Raw genomic sequence first — 24,135 nt, forward strand, 5'->3', positions numbered from 1 at the left:
ACCGCAACCGAAAGCCTCGGGAGGACACCATGCTGGTCAAGAACGAAGCGCGGGTCGAACATCTCATCAACGATCTTCTCGAGTTCGCGAGAGGGCGATTGCCGGAGCCAAGCTTCAAGGTCATCGAGCCGCTGCTTCGCTATTACTACGAGCAGGTCGATGTCGAGGATATCGCGAGCCGCGATGTCGCCGATCTCTACGGCGCCGCGATGGCGCACTGGCAGACCGCGCAGAAGTTCGTGCCGGGGCGCGAGGTGCTGCGCGTCTACAACCCGAATCTGGAGCAGCACGGCTGGCATTCGGATCACACGGTCGTCGAGATCGTCAACGACGACATGCCGTTTCTCGTCGATTCGGTGACGATGGAACTCAACCGCCTGGGGCTCGCGCTGCATTCGGCGATTCATCCGGTGTTTCGCGTCTGGCGCGCGAGCAAGGGCGCGCATACGGGCGAGATCGAGCGCATCGGTCAGGGTCATGCCGAAGCGGGCGACGGCAACTCCGAGCTCGAATCGTTCATCCATTTCGAAGTCAATCGCTGCGGCGACGGCGAGCGTCTCGACGAAGTGCGCGAGAACATCGCGCGCGTGCTCGGCGACGTGCGCGCGGCGGTCGAAGACTGGCCGAAAGTCACCGAGGCCGCGCGTGTAGCGATAGACGATCTGAAGGCGCGCGATACGACGCCCGACGGCATCGAGTCCCGCGCGTTCCTCGAATGGATGGTCGCCGATCACTTTACGTTCCTCGGCTGCCGCGATTACGAACTCGTCGAGCATGAAGGCGGCTTCGCGCTGCGCGGCGTGGCCGGCTCGGGCCTCGGCATTTTGCGCGAAACCTTGCGCGCGCCGTCCGACGGGGACGTGACGCCGCTGCCGCCGGGCGCGGCCGCGATCATCGAAGGCGCGGCGCCGATCTTTCTGACGAAGGCGAATTCGCGCGCGACGGTGCATCGGCCGGGCTATCTCGACTATGTCGGCGTGAAGCGCACGTCGCCGGATGGCAAGGTGATCGGCGAACGGCGCTTCCTCGGTCTCTATACGTCGACGGCGTATCTCGTGCCCACGTCCGAGATCCCGATCGTGCGCCGCAAATGCGCGAACATCGTGCGGCGCGCGGGCTTTCTCGCGAAGGGGCATCTGGCGAAGTCGCTTATCACGGTGCTCGAACAATATCCGCGCGACGAACTGTTCCAGGCCGATGAAGACGTGCTCTTCGATATCGCCATCGGCGTGCTGCGTTTGCAGGAACATCAGCGCACGCGGCTTTTCGTGCGGCGCGACCGCTTCGACCGCTTCGTGTCGTGCCTCGTCTTCGTGCCGCGCGACAAGTTCAACACCGACTTGCGCCGCCGCATCAGCCGTGTGTTGATGGAAGCGTTCAACGGCAAGAGCATCGAGTTCACGCCGCTCCTGTCCGAATCGCCGCTCGCGCGCATTCATATCGTCGTGCGTGCGGACAGAGGCGCGATGCCCGAAGTCGATACCCGCGAACTCGAAGCGCGCGTCGTGCAGGTCGCGCGCCGCTGGCAGGACGATCTCGCCGATGCGCTCATCGACAGTCACGGCGAGGAAGCGGGCAACCGGCTCCTGCAGCGTTATGCCGATTCGTTCCCGGCGGGTTATCGCGAGGACTATCCGGCGCGCACGGCGGTGCGCGACATCGAATTGATCGAGGCGACGCATACGCGGCCCGGCGGCTTGTCGATGAGCCTGTACCGGCCGATCGAAGCCGGACGCCGCGCGTTTCGCTTCAAGGTGTATCGCGTCGGCGATCCGATCGCGCTGTCGCACAGCCTGCCGATGCTGGAGCATCTCGGCGTGCGTGTCGATGAAGAGCGGCCGTATCTGATCGAGCCGACCGGCGCGCCGAATGCGTGGATCCACGATTTCGGGCTGGAGTTGCAGGACGACGTGGAGTTCGATATCGACCGCGTGAAGCCGCTCTTCGAAAACGCGTTCGCGAGCGTGTGGTCGGGCGAGATCGAGAACGACGACTACAACCGTCTCGTTCTGCGCGCGGAGTTCGGCGCGCGCGACGTGACGATCATGCGCGCCTATGCGAAGTATCTGCGGCAGGTTGGCTCGACCTTCAGCGATGCGTATATCGAGCGCGCGCTGATCGGCAATCCGCTGATCGCGAAGAAGCTGCTGCAACTCTTCATGGTGCGTTTCGATCCGGCGCGCGGCGGCTCGGCGGAAGATCGCGACAAGGCCGCCGAACGCGTGCTCGCCGATATCGAAGCCGCGCTCGACAAGGTGCCGAATCTCGACGAAGACCGCATCCTGCGTCAGTTTCTGGGCGTCATCACGGCGACGGTGCGAACCAATCATTTCCATCGCGATGCGCAAGGCCAGCCGCGTCCGTATGTGTCGTTCAAGCTCGATCCGTCGAAAGTGCCGGGCTTGCCCGAGCCGAAGCCGATGTTCGAAATCTGGGTCTATGCGCCGCGCGTCGAGGGCGTGCATTTGCGCGGCGGACGCGTTGCGCGCGGCGGGCTGCGCTGGTCGGACCGGCGCGAGGATTTCCGCACCGAAGTGCTCGGCCTCATGAAAGCGCAGATGGTGAAGAACACGGTAATCGTGCCGGTCGGATCGAAAGGCGGCTTTGTCGTGAAGAATCCGCCGCCCGTATCGGATCGGGAAGCGTTTCTCAATGAAGGCATCGGGTGTTATCAGATGTTCCTGCGCGGCCTGCTCGACGTGACCGACAACCGCACGCCCGATGGCATCGTGCCGCCGCCCGATGTCGTGCGCCACGATCCCGACGATCCGTATCTCGTCGTCGCCGCCGACAAGGGCACGGCCACGTTCTCCGACTACGCGAACGCGATCGCGCACGAATACGGCTTCTGGCTCGACGATGCCTTCGCGTCCGGCGGGTCGGTCGGCTACGACCACAAGAAGATGGGCATCACGGCGCGCGGTGCGTGGGAATCGGTGAAGCGGCATTTCCGCGAGATGAACTTCGATACGCAGACGACCGATTTCACCGTGGTCGGCATCGGCGACATGTCCGGCGACGTCTTCGGCAACGGCATGCTGCTGTCGCGCCATATCAGGCTGATTGCGGCGTTCGATCATCGGCATGCGTTTCTCGATCCGACGCCCGATGCGGCCACGAGCTTCGATGAGCGCGCGCGTCTTTTCGCGCTGCCGCGCTCCAGCTGGGCCGACTACGATCCCGCATTGATCTCGACGGGCGGCGGCGTCTATCCGCGCACGGCGAAGTCGATTCCGATCTCGCCGCAAGTGCAGGCGGCGCTCGGCATCAGCGCATCGGTGCTCGCGCCGAACGAACTGATCCGCGCGATCCTGCTGGCCGAGGCGGATCTGCTCTATAACGGCGGCGTCGGGACGTATGTGAAGTCGAGCGCGGAGACGCATCAGCAAGTCGGCGATCGAACGAATGATGGCGTGCGCGTGAACGGCGCGGAACTGCGCGTGAAGGTCGTCGCGGAAGGCGGCAATCTCGGGCTCACGCAACTGGGGCGCATCGAGTTCGCGCAGAAGGGCGGCCGCATCAATACGGATGCCATCGATAACTCGGCGGGCGTCGACTGTTCGGATCACGAGGTCAACATCAAGATTCTGCTCGGCCTCGTCGTCGCGGATGGCGAGATGACCGAGAAGCAACGCAACGCGCTGCTCGCCGAAATGACCGATGAAGTCGGCCTGCTCGTGCTGAAGGACAACTATGCGCAGACGCAGGCGCTGTCGATCGCAAAGCGCCATGTCGCCGAAACGCTCGACGCCGAAGCCCGCATGATGCGCTTCCTCGAACGCGCCGGGCGCCTGAAGCGGCGTATCGAGTTCCTGCCGAACGACGACGACATCAACGAGCGCGCGGCGGCGAAGTCGGGGCTGACGTCGCCAGAACGCGCGGTGCTGCTCGCGTACGGCAAGATGTGGCTCTACGACGAACTGCTCGAATCGGACGTGCCCGAAGACGCGCTCGTCGCGGACATGCTGCCCGAGTATTTCCCGAAGCCCTTGCAGCAGCGCTATAGCGAGACGATGCAGCGCCATCCGCTGAAGCGCGAGATTCTCGCGACGCATCTGACGAACGCGCTCGTGAATCGTGTGGGCTGTACGTTCGTGCATCGGCTGATGGAAGAGACCGATGCGCGCCCGAGCGATATCGTGCGCGCGGCGCTGATGTCGCGCGATGTCTTCGATCTCGACGATTTGTGGCGCAGCATCGACGGACTCGACAACATCGTCGCGGATGAAGTGCAGGCGCGCATGTTCGTCGATGTCGTGCGTCTGCTCGACGATACGTCGCTGTGGTTCCTGCGTCATCTGAAGCACAACGGATCGGGCTCGAACGAGGCGAAGGGTTTGCTCGCGCGTTGCCGCGAGGCGGCGCTTCGACTCGCGCCGCAACTGCCGGCGCTCTTGCCCGCGACGCAGCTCGACGCGTGGTACGCGCGGCGGCGCGATCTGGAGGATGCGGGCGTCGAGAGCAGTCTCGCGGCGCGCGTCGCGAGCGGCGAGATCGCGACCGCCGTGCTCGACAGCGCGGAAGTGGCGGCGTGTTCCGGGCGCGGCCTGGAACTTGTGGCGAGCGTGTATTTCGGCATCGGCACGTTGCTCGATTATCGCGGCATCGCCGAACGGGCGATGGCACTGCCGATCACGACGCACTGGGACTTGCTCGCGCGCGCGGCGGCGCTGGAAGAGCTCGCGCGATTGAAGCGCGCGCTGACGGTGAGCGCGCTCGAACAGTCGCGCGGCATCGATGCGCCGGATGTCATTGTCGAGAGCTGGCGCGCGAAACGGCAGGACGCGCTGGATCGGTACACGCGCTTGCTGGCCGAATTGCGGGCGAGCGGCGGCGCGAGTTTGTCGATGCTGCTGGTGGTCGTGAGGGAGATGGCGGTGCTGGAGAGAGCGTAGGGACCGTGGGGATTGGCGGCCTTTTATCAATTCTCAACAAATCGTCTCAGGCGTTCCCCTCGGCACTCATTTTTAGGAACTGTCCTTCTTTTTGAAAGATTTGAATTGCCAAATAATTGTCGATTTTTCGAAAGCACCTGTCTGACGGCAGGTGTTTTCAAGATTCGACGTTTTGGAGGCAATTCATGAGCGTTATCAAAGGGCGCCTGGCGATCGCGGTTGCGGTCGCGTCCGTTGCAGTTCTGTTTGGCGGATGCGCGACCGAGGCGTCGCACTCGGTCGCGGTTCCCGCCGTCGCGAGTTCCCAGAAGCCGTTCGCGGGCAAGCCCGTGCCCGTCGCCATCGGCAAGTTCGACAATCGCTCGAATTACATGCGTGGCGTGTTCTCGGATGGCGTCGATCGCCTCGGCAGTCAGGCGAAGACCATCCTCGCCACGGCCTTGCAGCAAAGCCGACGCTTCACCGTGCTGGATCGCGACAACCTTGGCGAAACGAAACAGGAAGCCGGGTTCGCGAACAAGGCGCAGTCGATTCGAGGCGCGAATTACATCATCACCGGCGACGTGACGGAGTTCGGCCGCAAGGATGTCGGCGATCAGCAATTGTTCGGCATTCTCGGACGCGGGAAGACTCAGGTGGCCTATGCGAAGGTCAGCCTCAATATCGTCGATATCGCCACGTCCGAGATCGTGACGTCGAGCCAGGGCGCCGGTGAATTCAGTTTGTCGAGCCGCGAAGTGATTGGCTTCGGCGGAACGTCGAGCTATGACTCCACGCTCAATGGCAAGGTGCTCGATTTTGCGATCAGCGAAGCGGTCAATCACCTGGCCGAACAAGTCGATGCCGGCGCCCTGCCGGCCGCAAAGTAATTCCACTCGTTTTCATCCGAACAACAACATGATCGTCAAGATTCACAAACTGACCGGCTTCGCGCTGCCGGTCGCGGTGGCGTGCTCGCTGCTGACGGGTTGCGCAACACAGACCACGTCGCTTTATCAATGGGACGGCTATCAGCCGCAGGTCTACGAATACTTCAAGGGACAAACGAGTCCGTCCGACCAGATCGCCGCACTCGAAGCGGCCCGCGAGAAGGTCTTCGCAAAGGACAAGACATTGCCTCCGGGCTTTCGCGCGCATCTCGGCATGTTGTACGCGACCGTGGGCAAGGGCGCCGAGGCTCGTCAGCAATTGACCGAGGAAAAGGAGCGCTTTCCCGAGTCGTCTACGTATATGGATTTTCTGTTGAGCAAACTTCAGTAAGCACCGACCATGACTTTCAATATTTCCCGCAAACTCATCGCGGTGCTGTCGATCCTCTTGACGATGACCGCATGCGCTTCGCGCTCGCCGAGCCAGACGGACTACACGGCGTTCCGCAACAGCAAGCCGCGTTCGATTCTCGTTCTTCCGCCTGTCAACGACTCGAAGGATGTCGGCGCGACCTACGGCATGCTGTCCCAGATGACGATGCCGCTCGCCGAGGGCGGTTACTACGTCGTGCCGGTCGCCGAGATGGAAGAGACCTTCAGGCACAACGGTCTGACGACTGCAAACGACATTCAGGACGTTTCGGCGGCGAAGCTGCGCAGCATTTTCGGCGCGGACGCAGCGTTGTACACGAAGATCACCGCATACGGCTCGTCGTATCAAGTGGTCGCGAGCACGACTCAGGTCACGGCCGCGGCGAAGCTCGTCGATCTGCGCTCAGGCGAAACGCTTTGGAGCGGTTCGGCCACGGCGAATGGCAACGAGGTCGGCACGAACGTGAGCGTCGGGTCCGGTCTCATTGGCGCGCTTGCGCAAGCTGCTGTCACGCATGTCGTGAATGTCACCAGCAACAAGTCATGGGCCGTTGCGGGACTCACTAGTCAGCGCTTGCTGGCAACGGGTGGATCGAACGGTCTGCTGTATGGGCCACGCTCGCCGAAATACGGAACGGACTGACCGGGACATAACGCGAGAAGCGACAACGCGCCGAATCATCGGCGCGTTTTTTTTCGCCGATTAAACCGTCGTTTCCTTAATAGATGATCGTTAAATAAGGAATACACAGCAAAGCCATGAAGCACTGTATCCACTCGCTCGCCGCATCGGCAACTTTGTCCGATACATGCTAGATCGCATGCACGATTTAACTGCTCGGGCACTTTACATCGCGTAAATCAAGGCATTAAATCAACAGGCGGGCCGAAGCGTCCGCTTGTTGCAATTCATCCCCGTTCTCGTGATTTCTCCGACGTGCATCCGATCGACATGCCACGCACGATCCGATGGCGGGTTCCTTGCGCTTTCGCGTACCAACTGGCAGGGTCGGACACGTCGCGGCGCTTCATATAGCAGCGAGGTCTCACAATGAGCAACATTTCAGGCGAAGCGATCGACACCCTCAAGGCGTCGGTGCGAGGCAGGCTCATCACACCGTCGGATTCCGATTACGACGAAGCGCGCAAGGTCTGGAACGCGACTATCGACAGGCGCCCCGCGCTCATCGTGCGTTGCGCCGGCGCGGCTGACGTCATCGCCGCGCTAGCGTTCGCGCGCGAGCAGGGCGTACTCGTTTCGATTCGCGGCGGATCGCACAACATCGCGGGCAGCGCAGTCAGCGACGACGCCTTGATGATCGATCTCTCCGCGCTGAAGTCCGTGCGTATCGATCCGCAAGCGAAGCGCGGCTATGTCGAGCCCGGCGCGCTGCTCTCCGACTTCGATCACGAAGCGCAGGCATTCGGCCTCGCGACACCGCTCGGCATCAACTCGACGACGGGCGTCGCCGGTCTCACGCTCGGTGGCGGCTTCGGCTGGATCAGCCGCAAGTTCGGCGTGACAGTCGACAATCTCGTCGCAGCGGAGATCGTCACGGCCGACGGCACCTGGCGCCGCGTGAGCGCGGACAGCGAGCCCGATCTCTTCTGGGCATTGCGCGGCGGCGGCGGCAACTTCGGCGTCGTGACGCTCTTCGAATATCAGCTGCATGAAGTCGGTCCGCAGATATACGGCGGCCTCGTCGTCTTTCCGCTCGAACAGGCGAATGAGGTTCTGCCGAAGTATCGCGAGTTCGTCGCGCAATGTCCCGACGAGCTCACCGTGTGGGCCGTGCTGCGTCTCGCGCCGCCGCTGCCGTTTCTTCCCGAGGACGCGCACGGCAAGCCCGTGGTCGTGTTGGCGAGTTGCTATGTCGGCCCGGTCGAAAACGGCGAAAGGGCGCTCGCGCCCGTACGCAGCTTCGGCGCGCCCTATGGCGAACATCTCGGCGCGATGCCGTTCGCAGCATGGCAGAAGGCATTCGATCCGCTGCTCACGCCGGGTGAGCGCAACTACTGGAAATCGCACAACTTCGCGAGTCTGAACGACGCAACCTTCGACATCCTGACGAATGCGGTGAAGTCGCTTCCGTCGACGCAGTGCGAGGTCTTCATCGGCGCGATGGGCGGCCAGACGAATCGCGTGCCGGTCGATGCAACCGCTTATGCGAATCGCGATTCGATCTACACGATCAACATTCACGGCCGCTGGAGCGAGGCCGCGGACGACGAGAAGTGCACGAAGTGGGCGCGCGACATGTTCTCCGCGATGACGCCGCATGCAATCGGCAGCGTCTACGTGAACTTCATGACGGGAGAAGAAGGAGACCGTGTGAGAGCGGCGTATGGTCCGAATTACGAGCGGCTCGCCGAAGTGAAGCGGCGCTACGATCCGGATAACCTGTTCCGCAGCAATCAGAACATCACGCCGGCGGCGTGACGGCAGGTGCGTCGTGTTTCGCGATGAAACACGACGCACCGCAAGCGTCGTTCAGGGCCGGTTCAGTTGACGGCCGATATCGCGCGTGCCGAACCTCGACGCGTCGTTATCGGCTTCTTCATAGACGAGTTTGAGCGTTTCGACGCTCAGATATTGACGCAAGAGGCCCAAAAATTTTGGCTCGACCGCGAGACGCAGCCGGTCGAATCGTTGATGCAAGCGGCTCCGTTCGAGATAATCCGCGACGGTCCGCGCGAACTTCTCACGATCCATTTCTGCCGTTTCGGTCGCGCGCGGCGCGGGGTTCCTGAGGTCCTCGACTTGCCGCAAATCCAGCTTCAATCCCTGCGTTTCGAAGATCCGGGCACGGCTGCCGTCGGCGGCGAGAACCCAGGTGATGGCGGTCATGATGCTCCTCCTGTTCGCCAGCCCAAGCGGGCTCCCGCCATTGTGCGCCTAATCTTCGTTTAGCGGCTTCGTTGTCGCCCCGCATTCGTTTTCGCGGCGCAGCAACGCGCGCGCGAATGTGCATCAAGGCAGCATCGAACCGCTCGCTGCGAAGCGCGTGTGGAACGAAAACGCCTGATCGAGGCGATGCGGCGTATGTCCGCCGAGCGCTGCTGCATCGCGGTAATAGTCGCGCAAAAGATCGCGATAGAGCGGATGCGCGCAGTGCTCGATCACGCTCATCGCGCGTTCGCGTGGCGCGAGGCCGGTGAGGTTGGCGAGCCCGCGTTCAGTCACGACGATATCGACATCGTGCTCGTTGTGGTCGCAATGGGGCACCATCGGCACGATGCTCGAGATACGGCCGTCCTTCGCGATCGATTTCGTCGCGAACACCGCATACGCCGCATTGCGCGCGAAGTCGCCCGAGCCGCCGATGCCGTTCATCATGTGCGTGCCGCCGACGTGCGTCGAATTCACGTTGCCGTAGATGTCGGCTTCGAGCGCCGTGTTGATCGCGATGAGACCGAGGCGCCGAATCACTTCAGGATGATTGCTCACTTCCTGCGGCCGCAGCACGAGCCGGTCGCGATAGCGTTCGATCTCGTTGAACACTTTCTCCTGCCGTTGCGCGGACAGCGTGATCGACGCGCCCGATGCGAACGTCGCCTTGCCTGAGTCGAGCAGATCGAAGGTCGAGTCTTGCAGCACTTCGGAATAGATCGTCAGCGCTTCGAACGGCGACGCCGCGAACCCCGACAGCACAGCGTTCGCAATGGTGCCGATGCCGGCCTGCAACGGCGGCAACTGTTTCGGCAGACGCCCGCGCGAGACTTCATGCTGAAAGAACTCGATGAGATGACCGGCGATCAACGCCGTGTCCTGGTCGGCGGGCAACACGGTGGATGCGCTGTCCGGCTTGTCGGTGATGACGATCGCGGCGATCTTCTCGATCGGAATCTCGATGGCGGCCGCGCCGATCCGGTCATGCGGGCGCACGATCGGCAGCGCTTCGCGCGCGGGACGGCGCTCGGGAATCCAGATGTCGTGCAGGCCTTCGAGCGAGAGCGGCTGCGCCAGATTGATCTCGACGATCACGCGTTCGGCGAGGATCGCGAAGCTCGCGGTATTGCCGACCGAGGTCGTCGGCACGATGCCGCCGCTCTCGGTGATCGCGGCTGCTTCGACGATCGCGAGGTCGAGCTTGCCGAGGCGATTCGCGCGCAGCAGTTCGACCGTCTCCGACAGGTGTTGATCGACGAACATTACGTCGCCGCGGTTGATCGCGCGGCGCAAGGTCGTGTCGACCTGAAACGGCAGGCGTCGCGCAATCGCACCGGCTTCGGTCAGGATGCGGTCCGTGTCATGACCGAGCGATGCGCCCGTCATGAGCGTGATACGCAACGGTTCGTCTTCCTCGCGGGCGCGGCGCGCGATTTCGAGCGGCACGGCTTTCGCGTCACCCGCGCGCGTAAAGCCGCTTGCGCCGACGATCATGCCGTCGCGAACGAGTTGAGCCGCTTCGGCGGCCGTGGTGATTTTTCCGCGCAACGCGGCACAGCGAATACGATCTTCGTACATCGACGTCTATCTTCAAGAGCTTCGTTTAACCGAAGGCGATTATAGGTAGCGCGGTTTGCCGTCGAAATCGCAACGTTGAAAGACATTGTTCCAATGCCGTGCGACATTGCGCTTTGTCCAAATCGATGCACGCAAGCGCGTTCGCACGCGCCATGAAAGTGCGGCAAAAGAGCGCGCTGGCGAAAAATCGATTCGACTATAAGACGCGCGACGCCGTGGATTAATCGCCGGACCAGGAAGTCAGCTTTGCATGGCGAGGAAGGATGCGTTCAGCGATGCGCGTCGAAGGGCGCATCCGGATCCACCAGCGCCGTGCGGACGAAGTGCAGGCACGCGAGCACGCGCTGCACCTCGCGCCGCCTGCTGCGTTCGTCGCGCGTGCGTTCGAGCATGTCTTCTGCGATCACGATCGACGCGACGACCGAAGCTATCGCGCGACGCAGCGTCCGGCTATCCGGCGTGCGGAACAGCACGGCGATATCGCGCAACACACGCGCGAGCGACGTGCTCCACGCGATGCGCAATGCATCGGGAATGCACGCCGTATGCAGCGCGCGGGAGTCGCGCCGAAGATCGATCATCGCTTGTCCGACTTCGAGCGTGACGAGCATCCACAAAAGCGCATGCCGATGTTCACGCGAGCGTCGCGTGAGCAAGGCGCGCAATTGCGACATCAGATCGTGCGTGCCCGAATGGAAGCGCTCGCCGAGTCCCGCGAGCTTGCCTTCGCATGCGAGCGCCGCTTGCGCGCGCAATTGCGCGAGCGTCTTGCCGACGAGCCAACGCGTGCGTGGCGGCACGATGACCGCGCACGCGATGGCCGCGCCGAGCATCGCGACGAGAACGGCAACGCCGTTGTTCAGCAACAGGCCCGGATCGTAGACGATGCGATTGTCGGGCGCGGCGAGCAGGCAGAAGAACACGCAGAAGCCGATGCCATAGCCCGCGCTCGACGGACGCATCGCGAGAAAAGCGCCTGCCGCGAGCGGCGGCGCGAGCATCGCGCACAGGAGCGCCAGGCCGTCGATCGCCGGATACACGCGACACAGATATGCATATCCGATGACGATCGCGAGCGCCGCACCCGCGGCCATCTGCGCGATGAATTTCGAAGGCCGCGCCAATGCCGACGACAACGCGCACGCGAGCGTCGCGCCGATGACGGCGTAGCCTCCGCTCGGCCACGCCGTCACGATCCAGAACCAGGCCGTCGCCGCGATCACGATGCCTGTACGCATGAAGGTCGCGACGACGACGAAGCGGCTGGTCCGCGCGTCGTATCGCGGCGCCGCGCGATGGTTCGGAATCGACAGATAGCGAATCGTATCGGCGATGAAGCGATACAGCAGCTCCGCCGATGTCGTGAAATCGAGTTGCGTCGCGTGATCGGTGTGAGGGAGCGCGCGTTGTGCATCGCGCAGGCGTTTCGGCAGCGTCGCTTTGTAGCGCTCCAGATGTTCCTTCAGCGCTTCGCTTTCGAAGTTCTGCGCAAGCTCTTCGAAGAAGGGCGCGAGTGCATCGCTCGCGCGCAGGCGCTTCATCGATTGATCGAGCGCATGCAGGCGCGCGCACGCGTCCATGAAGGCGCTGTTCAGTTGCGCCAGCTTGCCGTTGCCCTGACGCATCGCGGGCGACTCATACGTGGCGAAACCACGCGTCGCTTCGAAGCCGACGATCTCATCGACGAAATCGGCGAAGCGGCGTTCGCGCGCGATACGCGAAAGACGTCCGCGCAATACGTCGGCGGCGAATGCGGCGAAACGCATCCGGCGCGCATCGAGCGACTGCGTGAGCGTCGCGCTCGCATGACGCGGAAACACGAGCGCGCTCACCACGCTCGAACACACGATGCCGAGCATCACTTCCGCACCGCGCGTGAGCGTTGCGATGAGCAGGCTGTTCGGATCGGTGACGGCGGGAATGCCGATCAGCGCAGCCGTATAGCCCGCGAGCACGAAGCCATACCAGCGAAAGTGCCGGTAACGCACGGCGAGCGCGGTGCACGCCGCGACCCATATCGTCAGCGCGAGCGCATGGAGCTCGGGCTGTTGCACGAACACGGCGCCGAGCGCGAGCGCGGCGATCATGCCGAGCGCCGTGCCCGCGAAACGATAGACGCTCTTCGCGAGCACCATGCCGGAGAACGGCTGCATCAGGACGAAGGTGGTCGTCATCGCGACGCGCGGCTGCGGCAATTCCAGCCGCATCGCGATGCTCATCGCGATGAACGCGGCCAGCAAGGTCTTTGCGAGATGCAGCCAGACGTGGCCATCGGTGACGAGCCAGTCGCGCATCGACAGGCGTGCTTGCTGGAGCGACATGCTGACCGCCGATAGTCCTCTCGTCATGAAGGCGCCGATTGTAGGCAAGCGGACCGGGCGGATTAATGTGCAAATCAGGGAACATTCTTTCCTGATTCAACAACAATCGATCGCGCGCCAAGGCGGACAATAGCGCTTCCGAAGTGAATGTGACGGTTTGATGGACACCCTACAGAACATGCGGGTTTTCACTCGCGTGATCGAAGCCGGCAGCTTCACGGCTGCGGCTCAGTCGATGAACTCGACGACCGGCGCGATGTCGCGCGCCGTATCCGAACTCGAAGCCCATTTGCGCACGCGCCTGATGAACCGCTCCACGCGGCGTCTCGCGCTGACATCGGCGGGCGAGCGTTATCTGAAGCGCGTGCGGCAGATTCTCGCCGATATCGACGGCGCCGAAGAAGAAGCAAGCTGCGCGTATGAGCATCCGACGGGCACGTTGCGCATGTCCAGTTTCGCGAGCGTCGGACAACATTACATATTGCCTGCGATCGCGCGATATCGCGCGCTCTATCCCGATGTGAAAGTCGAACTCACGCTATCGCAGCGCATGCCCGATCTCTTCGAAGGCAGCAGCGACGTAGCGGTGGTGTCGGCGGGCGCGCTGTCGGATTCTGAAGTGATTTCGCACAAGCTGGGCGAGACCTTCAGCATTCTGTGCGCGTCGCCGGAATACATACGTTCGCGCGGCGCGCCCGACGTGCCCGCCGATCTCGCGCAACACGATTGCCTCACGCTGCAGACGCCCGCGTTTCCCGCGCGCGAGTGGACGCTCGAAGGGCCGGAAGGCCGCGAGACGATGCAGATCAGCGGAACGGTGCAGGTGAACATCGCGGAATCGCTCGTCGTCGCGATTCGCGAAGGCATGGGCATCGGCATGTTGCCGCTCTATGCTGCGATCGAAGGCTTGCGCAATGGCTCGCTCGTGCGCGTGCTGCCGCAGCACACGCTGCAGCGCACGAATCTCTATGCGCTCTATGCGTCGCGCAAGTTCGTCGATGCGAAGACGCGTACGTGGGTCGAATTCCTGCGCGCGCATCTTCCCGACGTGATCGCGCGCGATGAAGCGTTGCTCGCGGAAGTGGGCCGAACGCCATCGAAGGTTCTGCGCGCCGCGTGAATCACGTATCGCTCCACATGCGCAACAGGTTGTGATAGCAGCCGACGAGCGTGCGTTTCGCGCTTTCGTCGCCGTTGGTCGCATTCAGGCGTTGAATGGAGTTGTCGAGATCGAAGAGCAGCGCGCGTTGCGCATCGTCGCGCACGAGGCTTTGCGCCCAGAAGAAACTCGACACGCGTGCGCCGCGCGTGACGGGCCGCACCTGATGCAGGCTCGTCGCGGGATAGACGATCGCATGTCCCGCGGGCAGCTTCACTTCCTGCACGCCGTACGTGTCTTCGATGATGAGCTCGCCGCCGTCGTATTCGTCGGGCGGCGTGAGAAAGAGCGTGATCGATACATCGGTACGCACGCGCGCGCCATGCCCCGGCACGATGCGGATCGCGCCATCGACATGACTGCCGAAATGCATGCCGCCTTCATAGCGATTGAAAAGCGGCGGATACACGCGATTGGGCAGCACCGCGCTGATGAAAAGCGGATGACGCTCCAGCACGCCGACGAGCGCGTCGCCGAGTTCGAGCGCGATCGGCGAGCCTTCCGCGATCTGCATGTTGCGCTTGACCGGCGCGCCCTGATAGCCCGCGGTCGCGCGGCCATCGACCCATGAGTCGCTTGCTTCGAGACGCGCGCGCATTGCGGCGGCGTCCTCGGGGGAGAGCACGTTCGGTATCGAGAGGATCATTGTTATTGCCTTCGCGAGCGCGCGCCATGAGTCGCATGGCGCGCGCATTCGCATCACATCACATCAACGGAAGCGGTAATTCAACGTCGCGATGAACGTGCGGCCGAGACCCGGCACCGCGCGTCCGCCATCGGACGGAATCAGGGCGTCGTAGTACTTCTTGTCGAACAGGTTCTGCACGTTGAACTGGATATCGTAGCGCTTCTGATGATATGCGGCCATCGCGTCCCAGCGCACGTAGCCGCCCGCTTGAACGAGATTGTTGTTCGCCGCGTAGCGCGACGATACATACGAAGGCCCGCCGCCGATCTGCCATACGGGCGTGAAGTCGTACGTCGTCCACAGCGTCAACATGTGCTTCGGCGTGTTGGCGGGCGTGTTGCCTTGCGTGCCGTCGAATGCCTTCAGGATGGTGCCATCCATGTACGTGTAGCCGCCGAACATCTGCCATTGCCGCGTGATGTGGCCGGCGATGCCGAGCTGATAGCCGCGCACGCGCACGTCGCCATCGAGTGAATAGCTGCCGTCCGAAGCGAGCGTGCGCGCATTGGTCTTCTCGATGTTGAAGAGCGATTGCGTGATCGACAGGCCGCCGTTCAGCAGATCCCACTTCGAGCCGATTTCATAGGACTTGTTGTGCTCGGGCGGCAGGTTTTGCTGGCCGTTGGTGAGCGTGAGCGCTTCGAGCGACGGATCGAACGACGTGCCGTAAGAGACGTAGTACGACTGCCAGTCCGTTGGCTGCCATACGACGCCTGTGCGCACGCTCGTGAAATAGTTCGTCTGCGTCGCGTAACCGGGCTGATTGATCGAGTTGTTGATCGCCGCTTCATAGCGGTCCCAGCGCACGCCGCCGATCCACTTCCAGTGCTCGCCGATCGAGATGGTGTCGTTCAAATAGACGCCGATGCCGTTCGCGCTCGACTCCGCGAGATTGGTCGCCACTTCGCGATAGTTCGCCGGACGCGGCACATACGCCGGATCCACGAGCGGCACGATGGCGAGCGTGTTCGACGGCAGACCCGGCGTGGTCGCCGTGAAGGTCTGGTTGCTATACGTTTCGTGACTCAGATCGACGCCCGCGAGCATGTCGTGCTTCAAGGGGCCGGTCGCGAACTTGCCTTGAACGTCGGTCGTGTTGTAGACCGAGTGATCGTTGATGGTGCGGTCCTTGCCTTGCAGACGCACGAAGAGCGACGAGAGCGGCAGCGTCGTGTAATTGCCGTTCGAGAGCGCGGGCGACGTGCCGAGCGGGCCCGTCAGCACGGCCGCCGCGTTGGTCGCGCGCGCTTCGGTGCTGTAGTGGCTGAACTGCGTCTGGTTGCGCAGCGTGAACATGTCGTCGAAGCGATGTTCGATGCGCGCGTTAACCGTCTGCACATCCTGAATCGTGCGGTCGTCGGTGAAGCCGTAGAAGGTCTTCGTATCGACGGGCGCGGGATGGCCGTTCAACGGCGGAATGCCGTAGTCGGGCTGATCGCGGTTGTGCTGGATCAGCGCCGACAACGTCACCTGCGTCGGCGTGCCGATGCCGAATTTCACTTCGGGCGCGATGCCGTAGTCCTTGTTGATCATCTCGTCGCGCGTCGAGCCCATCGACTGGCCGAACGCGTTGATGCGGAACGCGGAGGTATCCGTCATCGGCTGATTGATATCGACCGTCGTGCGATAGCGGTCGTGCGTGCCGGCTTGCAGCGAGACATCGGCGCGCGGATTCAGCGTCGGCTGCTTGCTGACCTGATTGATGACGCCGCCCGTCGAACCGCGCCCGAAGTACAGCGACGACGGCCCGTACAGCACGTCGATCGATTCCAGATTGAACGTATCGCGATAGTACTGGCCGCGATCGCGGAAGCCGTCGAGATAGATGTCGGTGCGCGCCGAGAAGCCGCGCAGGTTGATGTTATTGCCGATCTGGCCGCCTTCGGCCGCGCCGAGCGTGACGCCGGGCACGTTGCGCAGCGCATCGGAGAATGAGCTCACGGCCTGCGATTGCAGCACCGCCTTCGGCACCACGACGACGGCTTGCGGAATGTCGCGCAGGGCGGTCGGCACCTTTGCGCCGACGCTCGACATCTCCGGCTGGAAGTCGGGCGCGTCGGCCTGACCCGTCACCTTGACGGCGGGCAGGGTCGCGGTTTCGGGTGCGGCGGCGGGGGGCGTGTCTTGCGGTGCGGCTTGTGCGGATTGCGGTGCGGTCTGGGCGTAAAGCGGCGCGGCCATGGGCACGGCGGCAATAGTCACCAATGCCGCAGCAAGCGGCGTCTTTCTCAACATGTCGTTTTCCCGATGCTTGTTAGTGAAATTCAAATCGGCAGCGAAGCGGGTTTTCGACTGCCGACGTTGACCGATCCGAGATCGAGGCGAAGGCGGGCGACGTCGTCGAGAAAGAACCGGCGGCGGCGCCCTGAGAGCGCACGTCGCGCTCGACGGGCTTCATTGAGTCAACCTATCGGCGCGATCATGTTAAATGCGAATCAGTATCATTACATGTCTCAGAAACATTTGGAAATATCCTAGTTTCGCGACGGGTCTTTTTGCCCCTTTTTGTGACGGTGGCGCAACGTACGATTATGTAAGGTTGGCTTTGGCGCTTGGGCGGCGCCGCTGAAGGCTTGCTGGACGGGATCGAGCGGGCGAGCAGCAGGCGATGAAGAACGACGCTACGACGAAGCGCTTCAGAACCCCGCGACGCCCGATGTAACGAGCGAGTAAGGTCCGCTCGTCAATTGCTGTCTGAGAAACTCGATGCACACGCGAATCTTCGCCGAATGCGACGAGCGCGCCGACGTCACCGCCCACACGTCCGCGCGCTGCCGATAAGCCGGCAGAACGGGCACGAGACGGCCGTTTTGAAGACTGCCGGCGGCGTCCCAGATCGAGCACATCACGATGCCGAAACCTTCCTCGGCCCACTGCCGCACGATGTCGCTGTGGTTCGAAGCAATCGGCCCGGTCACTTTGACGCTTTCCTCGCCGTTCGGCCCGGCGAGCCGCCAGACGCCGAAACGCTGATCGCGCCCGCGAAACAGCAGGCAATCGTGATGCGCCAGTTCGGCCAGCGTTCTAGGCGTGCCGCGCCGTTCGAGATACGCGGGCGCGGCGGCGAGCACGCGAAAACTGTCGACGATCTTGTGCGCGATCAGATGCGGCTCCAGCACTTCGCCGACGCGAATGTCGATATCGAAGTTCTCGCCGACGAGATCGACGCGCCGGTCGAGCAGTTCGAGCCAGATTTCCAGCCCCGGATGGCGACGCCGTAGCAAGGTGAGCGCGGGCGAAACATGCTCGCGCCCGAGCCGCAGACTCGTGCCGATCCGCAAGACGCCGCGCGGATCGTCGAGGCCGGCGAAGGCGTCGGCCATGCCCTGGACGTCGTCGAGAATCTTTTGCGTCCATTGGAACGCCGCTTCGCCGTCGCTCGTGATGGACACGCGGCGCGTCGTGCGCGTGAAGAGCCTGACGCCGAGACTCGTCTCCAGCATCGCAATGCGCTTGCTGACGTGCGCCGGCGAGATGCCGGTCTCGGTCGCGGCGGCGATGAAGCTCGAACGCCGCGCGACGATGCAGAACAACTGCAAGTCGCGCAGGAATTGGTCGTTGTTCGCGACGAGCGCGCTTTGCGTTTTCATTCGAACGATGTTGGCCCGCTTGCGGCAGTGGATCAAGCCTAGCCGCAAGCGCGGCGCACGCGCAAGAACATCAGTTCGACAGCGACAGATACGGCGAGCTGAACGCCTGCGGCGGAAACACCGGCTGCGCGCCGCCCTGACGCGTGAAGCTGTAGCGCACATAAACGGCGGCGAGCCACTCGCGATACTGATACGCGTTGCCGAACGATGCCGTCGCGCCGAACGCGAGTTGTGGCGCGAGCTGGTATTCGCCCGTCGCGCTGAGCGAATACGACACGCCCGTCTTGCTCTGGCCGGGATAGATCGCGCCCGCATCCGGCGTCGCGCCGGAACTCGCGGCTCGCGCCTGATACGTGCCGTTCGTCGGGAAATAGTCCGACGCGTCCTGCCGATAATGCTGCACGCCGATCGAACCCTTCAGGTCGTACGTGAAAAGCCCCGTGCGTCCCATGTATTCGACCGGGAAGTTCAGGATCACGTACTGCTGCGGGCTGAAGTAGCCGCCTTGGCCATACGTGAAGTACGACAGGTTCTTGTCGTAGTGCATCAGCGTGGTGTTGGCGCCGACGGTCAGCGTCTGGTCGGCATCCTTGATGAGACGCGTGTAGATGCCGCCGCCGCCCTTCACCGCGTTGTTGGTCGCGACCTGATTGCCGTCGAGGAACTGATACGCCGCGTTCACGTAGACGCCGCTCGTGCCGTCGTCCCAGCCGAGGTCGGCGCGCGCGCCCGTCGATGTCACGCCGCCCCATTCGAGGTTCGCGCCCTGATCGCGCGCGCCGGCGTACGAAAGCAGGCTGTCGGTGACGGCGCGGCGGGCGACGGCGAGCGAATACGACACCTTGTCGGTGATCGCGTTCTGATACTGCAATCCGCCGACGACATTGGTCTCGCGAAAGCCGAGCGGCGTCGTGCCGACATCGCCCTTGAAGTTGCGGTTCTCGTAGCCGAGCGAGAGCCCGACGCCCGTCGCCGTCTGCGAGCCGTAGTTGTTGGTCGGCGGCGTGGCGGTCGCGCCGAGGCCGGAGCCGAAGCGCGCGAGCGTGTTCGGCTCGCTGCTCGCGGTGCCGGCGTCGAGCGTGACGGGCGTCGCGCGCACGATGACGTGGCCGTTGCCGGCCTTGATGCGGCCTTCGATGGGCGCTTCGATATCGGTCAGGTTCGAGAGGCCGTCCTCGCCGTCGCGGCTGCGGAAGATGAGGCCGCCGGAAATCGTGCTCGCCTGCTCGCGATTGATCTGCGCGAGTTCCTCCGCGACGCCCGCCGTCTGCGAATTCGCGACCGGCGCGGGAACGCCGCCCGTGCTCATCGTCGCGGCTGCGGCGGCGCGCTGCGCGGGTTGCGCCTGCGACGGGTAATAAGGCTGCGCGTAGCCCGCGGGCGGCTGCGGGATGTACTGCTGCTGCGCGTACTGCGGCGGCGCGTATGGCTGCGGCGCGTACTGTTGCGGCTGCTGGTAATAAGGCTGCTGCTGCGGCGGCGGCGCGCCGTAGGCGTACGGATCGGCGGGACGCGTCGTCGCGGTCTTGGGCGATGACGCCGGCTTTTTCTTCGAGCTGGCGGGCAGCGGCGCGTTGTACGCATTGGCTTGCGCCTCGCGCGCGCCGGGCGACATCGGCCAGGGCTCGGCATACGGATCCTGCGCGGCGTAAGGCTGCTGCTGATACGGCTGCGGTTGATACTGCTGCGGCTGCGTATAAGCCGGCTGATACCCGCCATCCTGTCCCGGATACGGCTGCAACGGCGCGCCCGATTGACCCGAGCCATACGCGTCGGGTCCGTAGCCGCCGCTCGGCACCGGGCGCGGCGCGGCGTTGGGCATCGTCATCGGAGCGGAGGACGGCGCGACGTAAGGCACGGAATACGGCGCGGGCTGAGGAGGCGGCAGATAGTTCGGCACGGGCTGCGAATAACCTTGAGGAAGGGCCTGACGATAAGACGCGTCCGATGCGAGCGCCGGGTTCGACGCCGTATCGACGGCCGTCTTGCCTTCGAACGGATTGGTGCCGGGCAGCGGATTCGAGCCGACACGGCTCATCGCGGTTTCCCAGCCGGGCGGGACATTGCCGCGTCCCTGCGCCGACGCCGCCGGCGCGGGCGTATTCGCGGCGACGAGCGAGCGTTGCAGGAACTGCGCGGCGAGATCGAGCTTGCCTTGCGCGCGATACATCCGGCCGATCGCGGCGAGCACGCCCGGATCGTTCGGCGCGGCTTCGTACGCCTGATTCGCGTAGGTCTGAGCGAGCTTGAAATCGCGCACGCCGCTCGCCGCCGACATCGCCGCCGTCTGCAAGCCGATATCGTCCGGACGGCGCGACAGCGCTTTTTGATAGCACGAGAGCGCGTTGCGGTCATCGCCCGCCGATGTGTACATGCGGCCGAGCGCCGCCTGCAGGTCGGCGTTGTCGGGCATCGCGGCGAGCCACGGCGCGATCACGTCGTAGGCGGCGGCGAGATCGCCTTGCCGGCGCACGACATCCGCACGCGCGATGACGATGCCCACGTTCAGATTGTTGAAGTCCGCGCGCTGCTGCGTCGTGAGCGGCATCGATTGCAGACGGCGCATCACCGAGCCGAGCTCGGCTTCCTGCTGCGTCGCCGACAGAATGCCCGCGTATTGCAGCAGAAGACCGGTATCGTTCGGCGCATTGGCGATGGCGCCGCGCACGAGCGACAACGCCCGCGCCGGATCGCCCGCCTTGACGTAGGCCGATGCCACCGCGCCCATCAGTTCCGCATTGCCCGCCGCAACGGGTTCCGCGCGGCGCAGAATCGCGAACGCCTGCTGACGCTGACCGGACGTAGCGGCGCGCGTCGCGAGATCGGCCTGCTGATGCACCCACAGGCGATGTTGCAACGCGGTCATCGCCGGCGTGCGTTGCGCGGCCGGAATGCGGTCGAGTTGCGCGAGCCCGGCCGGCCAGTCCTGCGTTTCGGCGGAGAGCAGCGCGCTCGCGTAGAGCGCGTCGGTCATGTCGGGATGCGTGGCGAGCAGGCCGTCCATCATGCTGCGCGCATTGCCGACCGCGCCCTGACGGACGTAGATGCGCGCGAGATCGAGCCGCAGCCACGGATCGTCGGGATTGTTGAGCAGCGCGTCTTCGAAGAGACTGCGCGCCGCACCGAGATCGCCGCGTGCTTCCGCCGCGCGCGCCTGTGCCGCCTGCGCTTCGCCGCGCAGCTTGTTGATGCCGCCGGCCTTCGCCTGCTGTTCCGTGTTCAGCCGATTGGCGAACTCGAGCGCTTCGTCGCCGCGCCCTTGCGCGGCCAGTGCGCCGACGAGTCCGCGAATCGCATCGGGATTGTCGGCCTGGCGGCGCAGCGCCATGCGATACGCCGCTTCCGCGCCGCGCGGGTCGCCGTTCGCGAGCAGCATTTCGCCGAGCAGCACTTGCGCGGTGACTTCGGACGGATCGGTTGCGATCGCGCGTTCGAACAGCGCCTTCGCTTGCGCGATCTGGCCGTTGCTGCGCGCGCCGATGGCATCGCTCGTATAGGTCCAGTAGGTCGCGCTCGTGAGCGCGTCTTTCCAGCGCGCCGCATTGCCGGCCCGCGACGCGCGTTCGAGATACGTGCGCGCTTCGGAAAAACGCTCCTGCTTCAACGACGCGACGCCCATGCCGCCGAGCGCATCGGCGTCGTTCGGATTGCTCGCCAGCACCGACGAAAAACGCGCGCGCGCCGTCACGAGATCGCCGCGATCGAGCGCGGTGAAACCTTCCGCGACGGTCCGTCCGCGCGCATCGACGGCGGCGTCGGCCTGCGAGCGCTCGCGTGCCGACTTGTCCTGCTGCACCATCGAATCGAAGCGCGCTTTGACGGCGGCGTCATCGGGCGCGACTTGCAGATACGCCTGATAAAGCGGCGCATCCGATGCGCGCGCGCCGAGCCACAAGAGCGCCTGCCGCCAGCTTTTTTTCGCGTCGGCGCCCACAGCGCTGTCGCCCGACAGCTTCGCGAGCCGCGCGATGCCGTCGCGCCGCGTCGTATCGCGATACGTCAGATGCTGCGCATAGGCGAGCTGATAGCGCGGCTCGTCTGGATTCTCGCGCGCCAGTTGTTCGAGGCCGCGCCGCGCTTCGTCCCAGCCTTGCGGCGTGGCGGCGAGCGCCTGGTAATACTCCAGCTGAAGTCCGGGCGTCGCGGGCTTGCCGTCGATCGCGCGCTTGTATTCCTGCACCGCCGACGCGCTTTGTCCGCTTTGCGCGAGACGCCGCGCGTCGTTCACGGTCTGATCGCGCGAACTGGTTTCGCCAAGCCGCCGGCCGAGTTCGTCGATGTTCGGATAACTCGGCGCGACCTGGCGCAACTGCGCGAGATACTGCTGCGCGCCGCTACCGTCCTTGCGATCGGCGAGCACCATGCCCATGCCGAAAAGCGCATCGGGCTGCTTCGGATTGATGCGCAGCACCTTCTGCCACGCCTGTTCCGCGAGATCGCCGCGCTTGTGCGCCTGCCAGTATTTGCCTTGATCGATGAGCACGTTCAGCGGATCGGCGGCGGCCTGCGCGAAGGCCATCGCCGGTGCGGCGCAGATCAGCGCCGCGATCACGCGTTTTCTGGTCTGGATCAGCATGCGCTTCTCCAGTTCGGCACGAGACGGCCGTTTTCATCGAAGCGATATCGACCGTCGATGAAACCGCCGCCAAAGAGACCGAGCACGCGATCGTAATAGACCGGCTCGCGTCCCGCGCCCGGCGGCGCGGTCAGCGCTTCGAGATGCGCGCGCGCGAGGCCCAGGCCGCGGTCGTCGTTGAGCGCCTTGAAGTACGGCGCGAGCGCGGCCCAGTAAGACAGCGGACCTTCGCCCGTCGCCGCGCCGGTCGTCACGTTGACCTTTTCCGGCGGAAAGCCCGCCTGCGCGACGCTCTGGCGCATGCCGCCGAGCGCATCGAGCCACGGACGCGCGAGCGGATCGCCCGGCGACGTCATGCCGGCCCACAGATAGACGCGGATCGCGTCGTAGCTGCCGACATCGCCGTTCTTCGGATCGACGACGAACCGGCCGTTCTGATACGCGGCCCAGTCCGGCGCGTAGCCGCGCGGCGACGTCACCTTGATCGTTTTCGCGGCGCTCTGCGCGAGCTTCGTCCACGGGCCGTCGGGCATGTCGTGCGCGAGCCCGCGCAAAACCGGCAGCGGCAGATAGCTCGGATTCAGCCGCGTCACGTCGCCGATGCGAAAGCCTTGCGGACCGGGAAGAAGCATCGGTCCGAGGCCGGGCAGGTCGACGGTTTCCTGCTTCACGATCTGCGTCGCGAGCGCGTAGGCGAGCTTCGTGTACGCCGGTTCCTTCCACAGGCGACCGGCCTGGAAGAGGTCGTACGCGATCCACACATCCGAGTCCGACGCCGAATTCGGGTCCATCACGCCGAACGAGCCGTCCGGTTTCTTGCCCCATTGCCATGCGGGCAGACGCACGTTATTCGAATCGAACTGATTGGCCGACAAGTTCGTGCGCGTCCAGCCGAGCACCCGGTCGAAGGTCGCGCGGTCGTTGGCGACGAGCGCGAAGAACAGCGCGTAGGACTGGCCTTCGGAGGTCGTCTGCTGCGCTTCGGTCGAACGGTCGATCACGCGGCCATCGGCCTGAACGACGCGCTCCACGAACAGCCGATACGCGGACCAGTCGCATTGCTGCGCCGCGTTTGCGCCCGTCACGGACGCGGCAATCGTTGCACCAGCGAAAATCTTGGCGGTCGATACCCGCATA

15 protein-coding genes are annotated in these 24,135 nt (G+C 64.1%); 7 read left to right on the forward strand and 8 right to left on the reverse strand.

All coding sequences use genetic code 11. From position 1 onward, the window contains the following. Positions 1–29 precede the first annotated feature (29 nt). From LDZ23_RS16795 to LDZ23_RS16815, 5 genes are all read left to right on the forward strand, one after another. A complete protein-coding gene (locus LDZ23_RS16795; protein ID WP_244808195.1) occupies positions 30–4,895 on the forward strand; it encodes an NAD-glutamate dehydrogenase in 4,866 nt (1,621 codons plus the stop codon). 185 nt (positions 4,896–5,080) lie between these two features. Further along, positions 5,081–5,764 carry a CsgG/HfaB family protein gene (locus LDZ23_RS16800; RefSeq protein ID WP_008353657.1) on the forward strand — a complete coding sequence of 228 codons (684 nt, stop codon included), beginning with the start codon at positions 5,081–5,083 and terminating at the stop codon, positions 5,762–5,764. A 28-nt stretch (positions 5,765–5,792) separates the two neighbouring features. Continuing rightward, positions 5,793–6,155, forward strand: a complete 363-nt coding sequence (locus LDZ23_RS16805; RefSeq protein WP_008353656.1) for a DUF4810 domain-containing protein — start codon at positions 5,793–5,795, stop codon at positions 6,153–6,155. A gap of 9 nt (positions 6,156–6,164) precedes the next feature. Beyond that, positions 6,165–6,839: a DUF799 domain-containing protein gene (locus tag LDZ23_RS16810; RefSeq protein ID WP_244808196.1), complete on the forward strand. Its 675-nt coding sequence runs from the start codon at positions 6,165–6,167 to the stop codon at positions 6,837–6,839. A 408-nt stretch (positions 6,840–7,247) separates the two neighbouring features. Next, positions 7,248–8,636, forward strand: a complete 1,389-nt coding sequence (locus LDZ23_RS16815) for an FAD-binding oxidoreductase (protein WP_033537143.1) — start codon at positions 7,248–7,250, stop codon at positions 8,634–8,636. A 51-nt stretch (positions 8,637–8,687) separates the two neighbouring features. On the opposite strand, the gene LDZ23_RS16820 is transcribed toward LDZ23_RS16815, so the two are convergent. The 3 genes from LDZ23_RS16820 to LDZ23_RS16830 form a co-directional block, all read right to left on the reverse strand. Beyond that, the gene (locus tag LDZ23_RS16820; RefSeq protein ID WP_008353653.1) at positions 8,688–9,044 is read right to left on the reverse strand and encodes a host attachment protein; all 357 of its coding nucleotides are present in this window, start codon (positions 9,042–9,044) and stop codon (positions 8,688–8,690) included. Between the two features lie 123 nt (positions 9,045–9,167). Further along, positions 9,168–10,664: a succinyl-CoA:acetate CoA-transferase ScpC gene (locus tag LDZ23_RS16825; protein ID WP_008353652.1), complete on the reverse strand. Its 1,497-nt coding sequence runs from the start codon at positions 10,662–10,664 to the stop codon at positions 9,168–9,170. A gap of 269 nt (positions 10,665–10,933) precedes the next feature. Further along, positions 10,934–12,985 carry an FUSC family protein gene (locus tag LDZ23_RS16830; protein ID WP_008353650.1) on the reverse strand — a complete coding sequence of 684 codons (2,052 nt, stop codon included), beginning with the start codon at positions 12,983–12,985 and terminating at the stop codon, positions 10,934–10,936. Here LDZ23_RS16830 and LDZ23_RS34845 point away from each other — a divergent pair. Further along, positions 12,984–13,118: a hypothetical protein gene (locus LDZ23_RS34845; protein ID WP_277621790.1), complete on the forward strand. Its 135-nt coding sequence runs from the start codon at positions 12,984–12,986 to the stop codon at positions 13,116–13,118. The two genes, LDZ23_RS16830 and LDZ23_RS34845, sit on opposite strands and share 2 nt — an antisense overlap. A 27-nt stretch (positions 13,119–13,145) precedes the next feature. Further along, a complete protein-coding gene (locus tag LDZ23_RS16835) occupies positions 13,146–14,105 on the forward strand; it encodes a LysR family transcriptional regulator (RefSeq protein WP_033537142.1) in 960 nt (319 codons plus the stop codon). Between the two features lies 1 nt (position 14,106). Here the strand turns inward: LDZ23_RS16835 and LDZ23_RS16840 are convergent, their stop codons facing one another. The 5 genes from LDZ23_RS16840 to bcsZ all read right to left on the reverse strand — a co-directional run bounded on the left by LDZ23_RS16840 (position 14,107) and on the right by bcsZ (position 24,134). Next, entirely contained in the window at positions 14,107–14,790 is a 684-nt protein-coding gene (locus LDZ23_RS16840) for a Fe2+-dependent dioxygenase (RefSeq protein ID WP_008353646.1), read from the reverse strand. Between the two features lie 63 nt (positions 14,791–14,853). Further along, on the reverse strand, positions 14,854–17,067 hold the full coding sequence (locus LDZ23_RS16845; protein WP_008353644.1) for a TonB-dependent receptor: 2,214 nt from the start codon (positions 17,065–17,067) through the stop codon (positions 14,854–14,856). 401 nt (positions 17,068–17,468) lie between these two features. Further along, positions 17,469–18,422 (reverse strand): LysR family transcriptional regulator, encoded by a 954-nt coding sequence (locus LDZ23_RS16850; RefSeq protein ID WP_008353643.1) that lies wholly within the window; start codon positions 18,420–18,422, stop codon positions 17,469–17,471. A gap of 70 nt (positions 18,423–18,492) precedes the next feature. Then, entirely contained in the window at positions 18,493–22,998 is a 4,506-nt protein-coding gene (locus LDZ23_RS16855) for a cellulose biosynthesis protein BcsC (RefSeq protein ID WP_008353642.1), read from the reverse strand. Beyond that, complete coding sequence (gene bcsZ, locus LDZ23_RS16860) at positions 22,992–24,134, reverse strand: cellulose synthase complex periplasmic endoglucanase BcsZ (protein ID WP_008353641.1); 1,143 nt, start codon at positions 24,132–24,134, stop codon at positions 22,992–22,994. The genes LDZ23_RS16855 and bcsZ overlap by 7 nt, the downstream gene beginning before the upstream one ends. Position 24,135 lies beyond the last annotated feature (1 nt).

Source organism: Caballeronia zhejiangensis (genome assembly GCF_022879815.1).
GTDB lineage: Bacteria > Pseudomonadota > Gammaproteobacteria > Burkholderiales > Burkholderiaceae > Caballeronia > Caballeronia zhejiangensis.

Bases quoted from the DNA above. Each gene is read 5' to 3' on its own strand.
- LDZ23_RS16840 (WP_008353646.1), bottom strand. From the start codon at position 14,790: ATGATCCTCTCGATACCGAACGTGCTCTCCCCCGAGGACGCCGCCGCA.
- LDZ23_RS16815 (WP_033537143.1), top strand. From the start codon at position 7,248: ATGAGCAACATTTCAGGCGAAGCGATCGACACCCTCAAGGCGTCGGTG.
- LDZ23_RS16820 (WP_008353653.1), bottom strand. From the start codon at position 9,044: ATGACCGCCATCACCTGGGTTCTCGCCGCCGACGGCAGCCGTGCCCGG.
- bcsZ (WP_008353641.1), bottom strand. From the start codon at position 24,134: ATGCGGGTATCGACCGCCAAGATTTTCGCTGGTGCAACGATTGCCGCG.
- LDZ23_RS34845 (WP_277621790.1), top strand. From the start codon at position 12,984: ATGCTGACCGCCGATAGTCCTCTCGTCATGAAGGCGCCGATTGTAGGC.
- LDZ23_RS16805 (WP_008353656.1), top strand. From the start codon at position 5,793: ATGATCGTCAAGATTCACAAACTGACCGGCTTCGCGCTGCCGGTCGCG.
- LDZ23_RS16810 (WP_244808196.1), top strand. From the start codon at position 6,165: ATGACTTTCAATATTTCCCGCAAACTCATCGCGGTGCTGTCGATCCTC.
- LDZ23_RS16845 (WP_008353644.1), bottom strand. From the start codon at position 17,067: ATGTTGAGAAAGACGCCGCTTGCTGCGGCATTGGTGACTATTGCCGCC.
- LDZ23_RS16850 (WP_008353643.1), bottom strand. From the start codon at position 18,422: ATGAAAACGCAAAGCGCGCTCGTCGCGAACAACGACCAATTCCTGCGC.
- LDZ23_RS16835 (WP_033537142.1), top strand. From the start codon at position 13,146: ATGGACACCCTACAGAACATGCGGGTTTTCACTCGCGTGATCGAAGCC.
- LDZ23_RS16830 (WP_008353650.1), bottom strand. From the start codon at position 12,985: ATGTCGCTCCAGCAAGCACGCCTGTCGATGCGCGACTGGCTCGTCACC.
- LDZ23_RS16855 (WP_008353642.1), bottom strand. From the start codon at position 22,998: ATGCTGATCCAGACCAGAAAACGCGTGATCGCGGCGCTGATCTGCGCC.
- LDZ23_RS16795 (WP_244808195.1), top strand. From the start codon at position 30: ATGCTGGTCAAGAACGAAGCGCGGGTCGAACATCTCATCAACGATCTT.
- LDZ23_RS16800 (WP_008353657.1), top strand. From the start codon at position 5,081: ATGAGCGTTATCAAAGGGCGCCTGGCGATCGCGGTTGCGGTCGCGTCC.
- LDZ23_RS16825 (WP_008353652.1), bottom strand. From the start codon at position 10,664: ATGTACGAAGATCGTATTCGCTGTGCCGCGTTGCGCGGAAAAATCACC.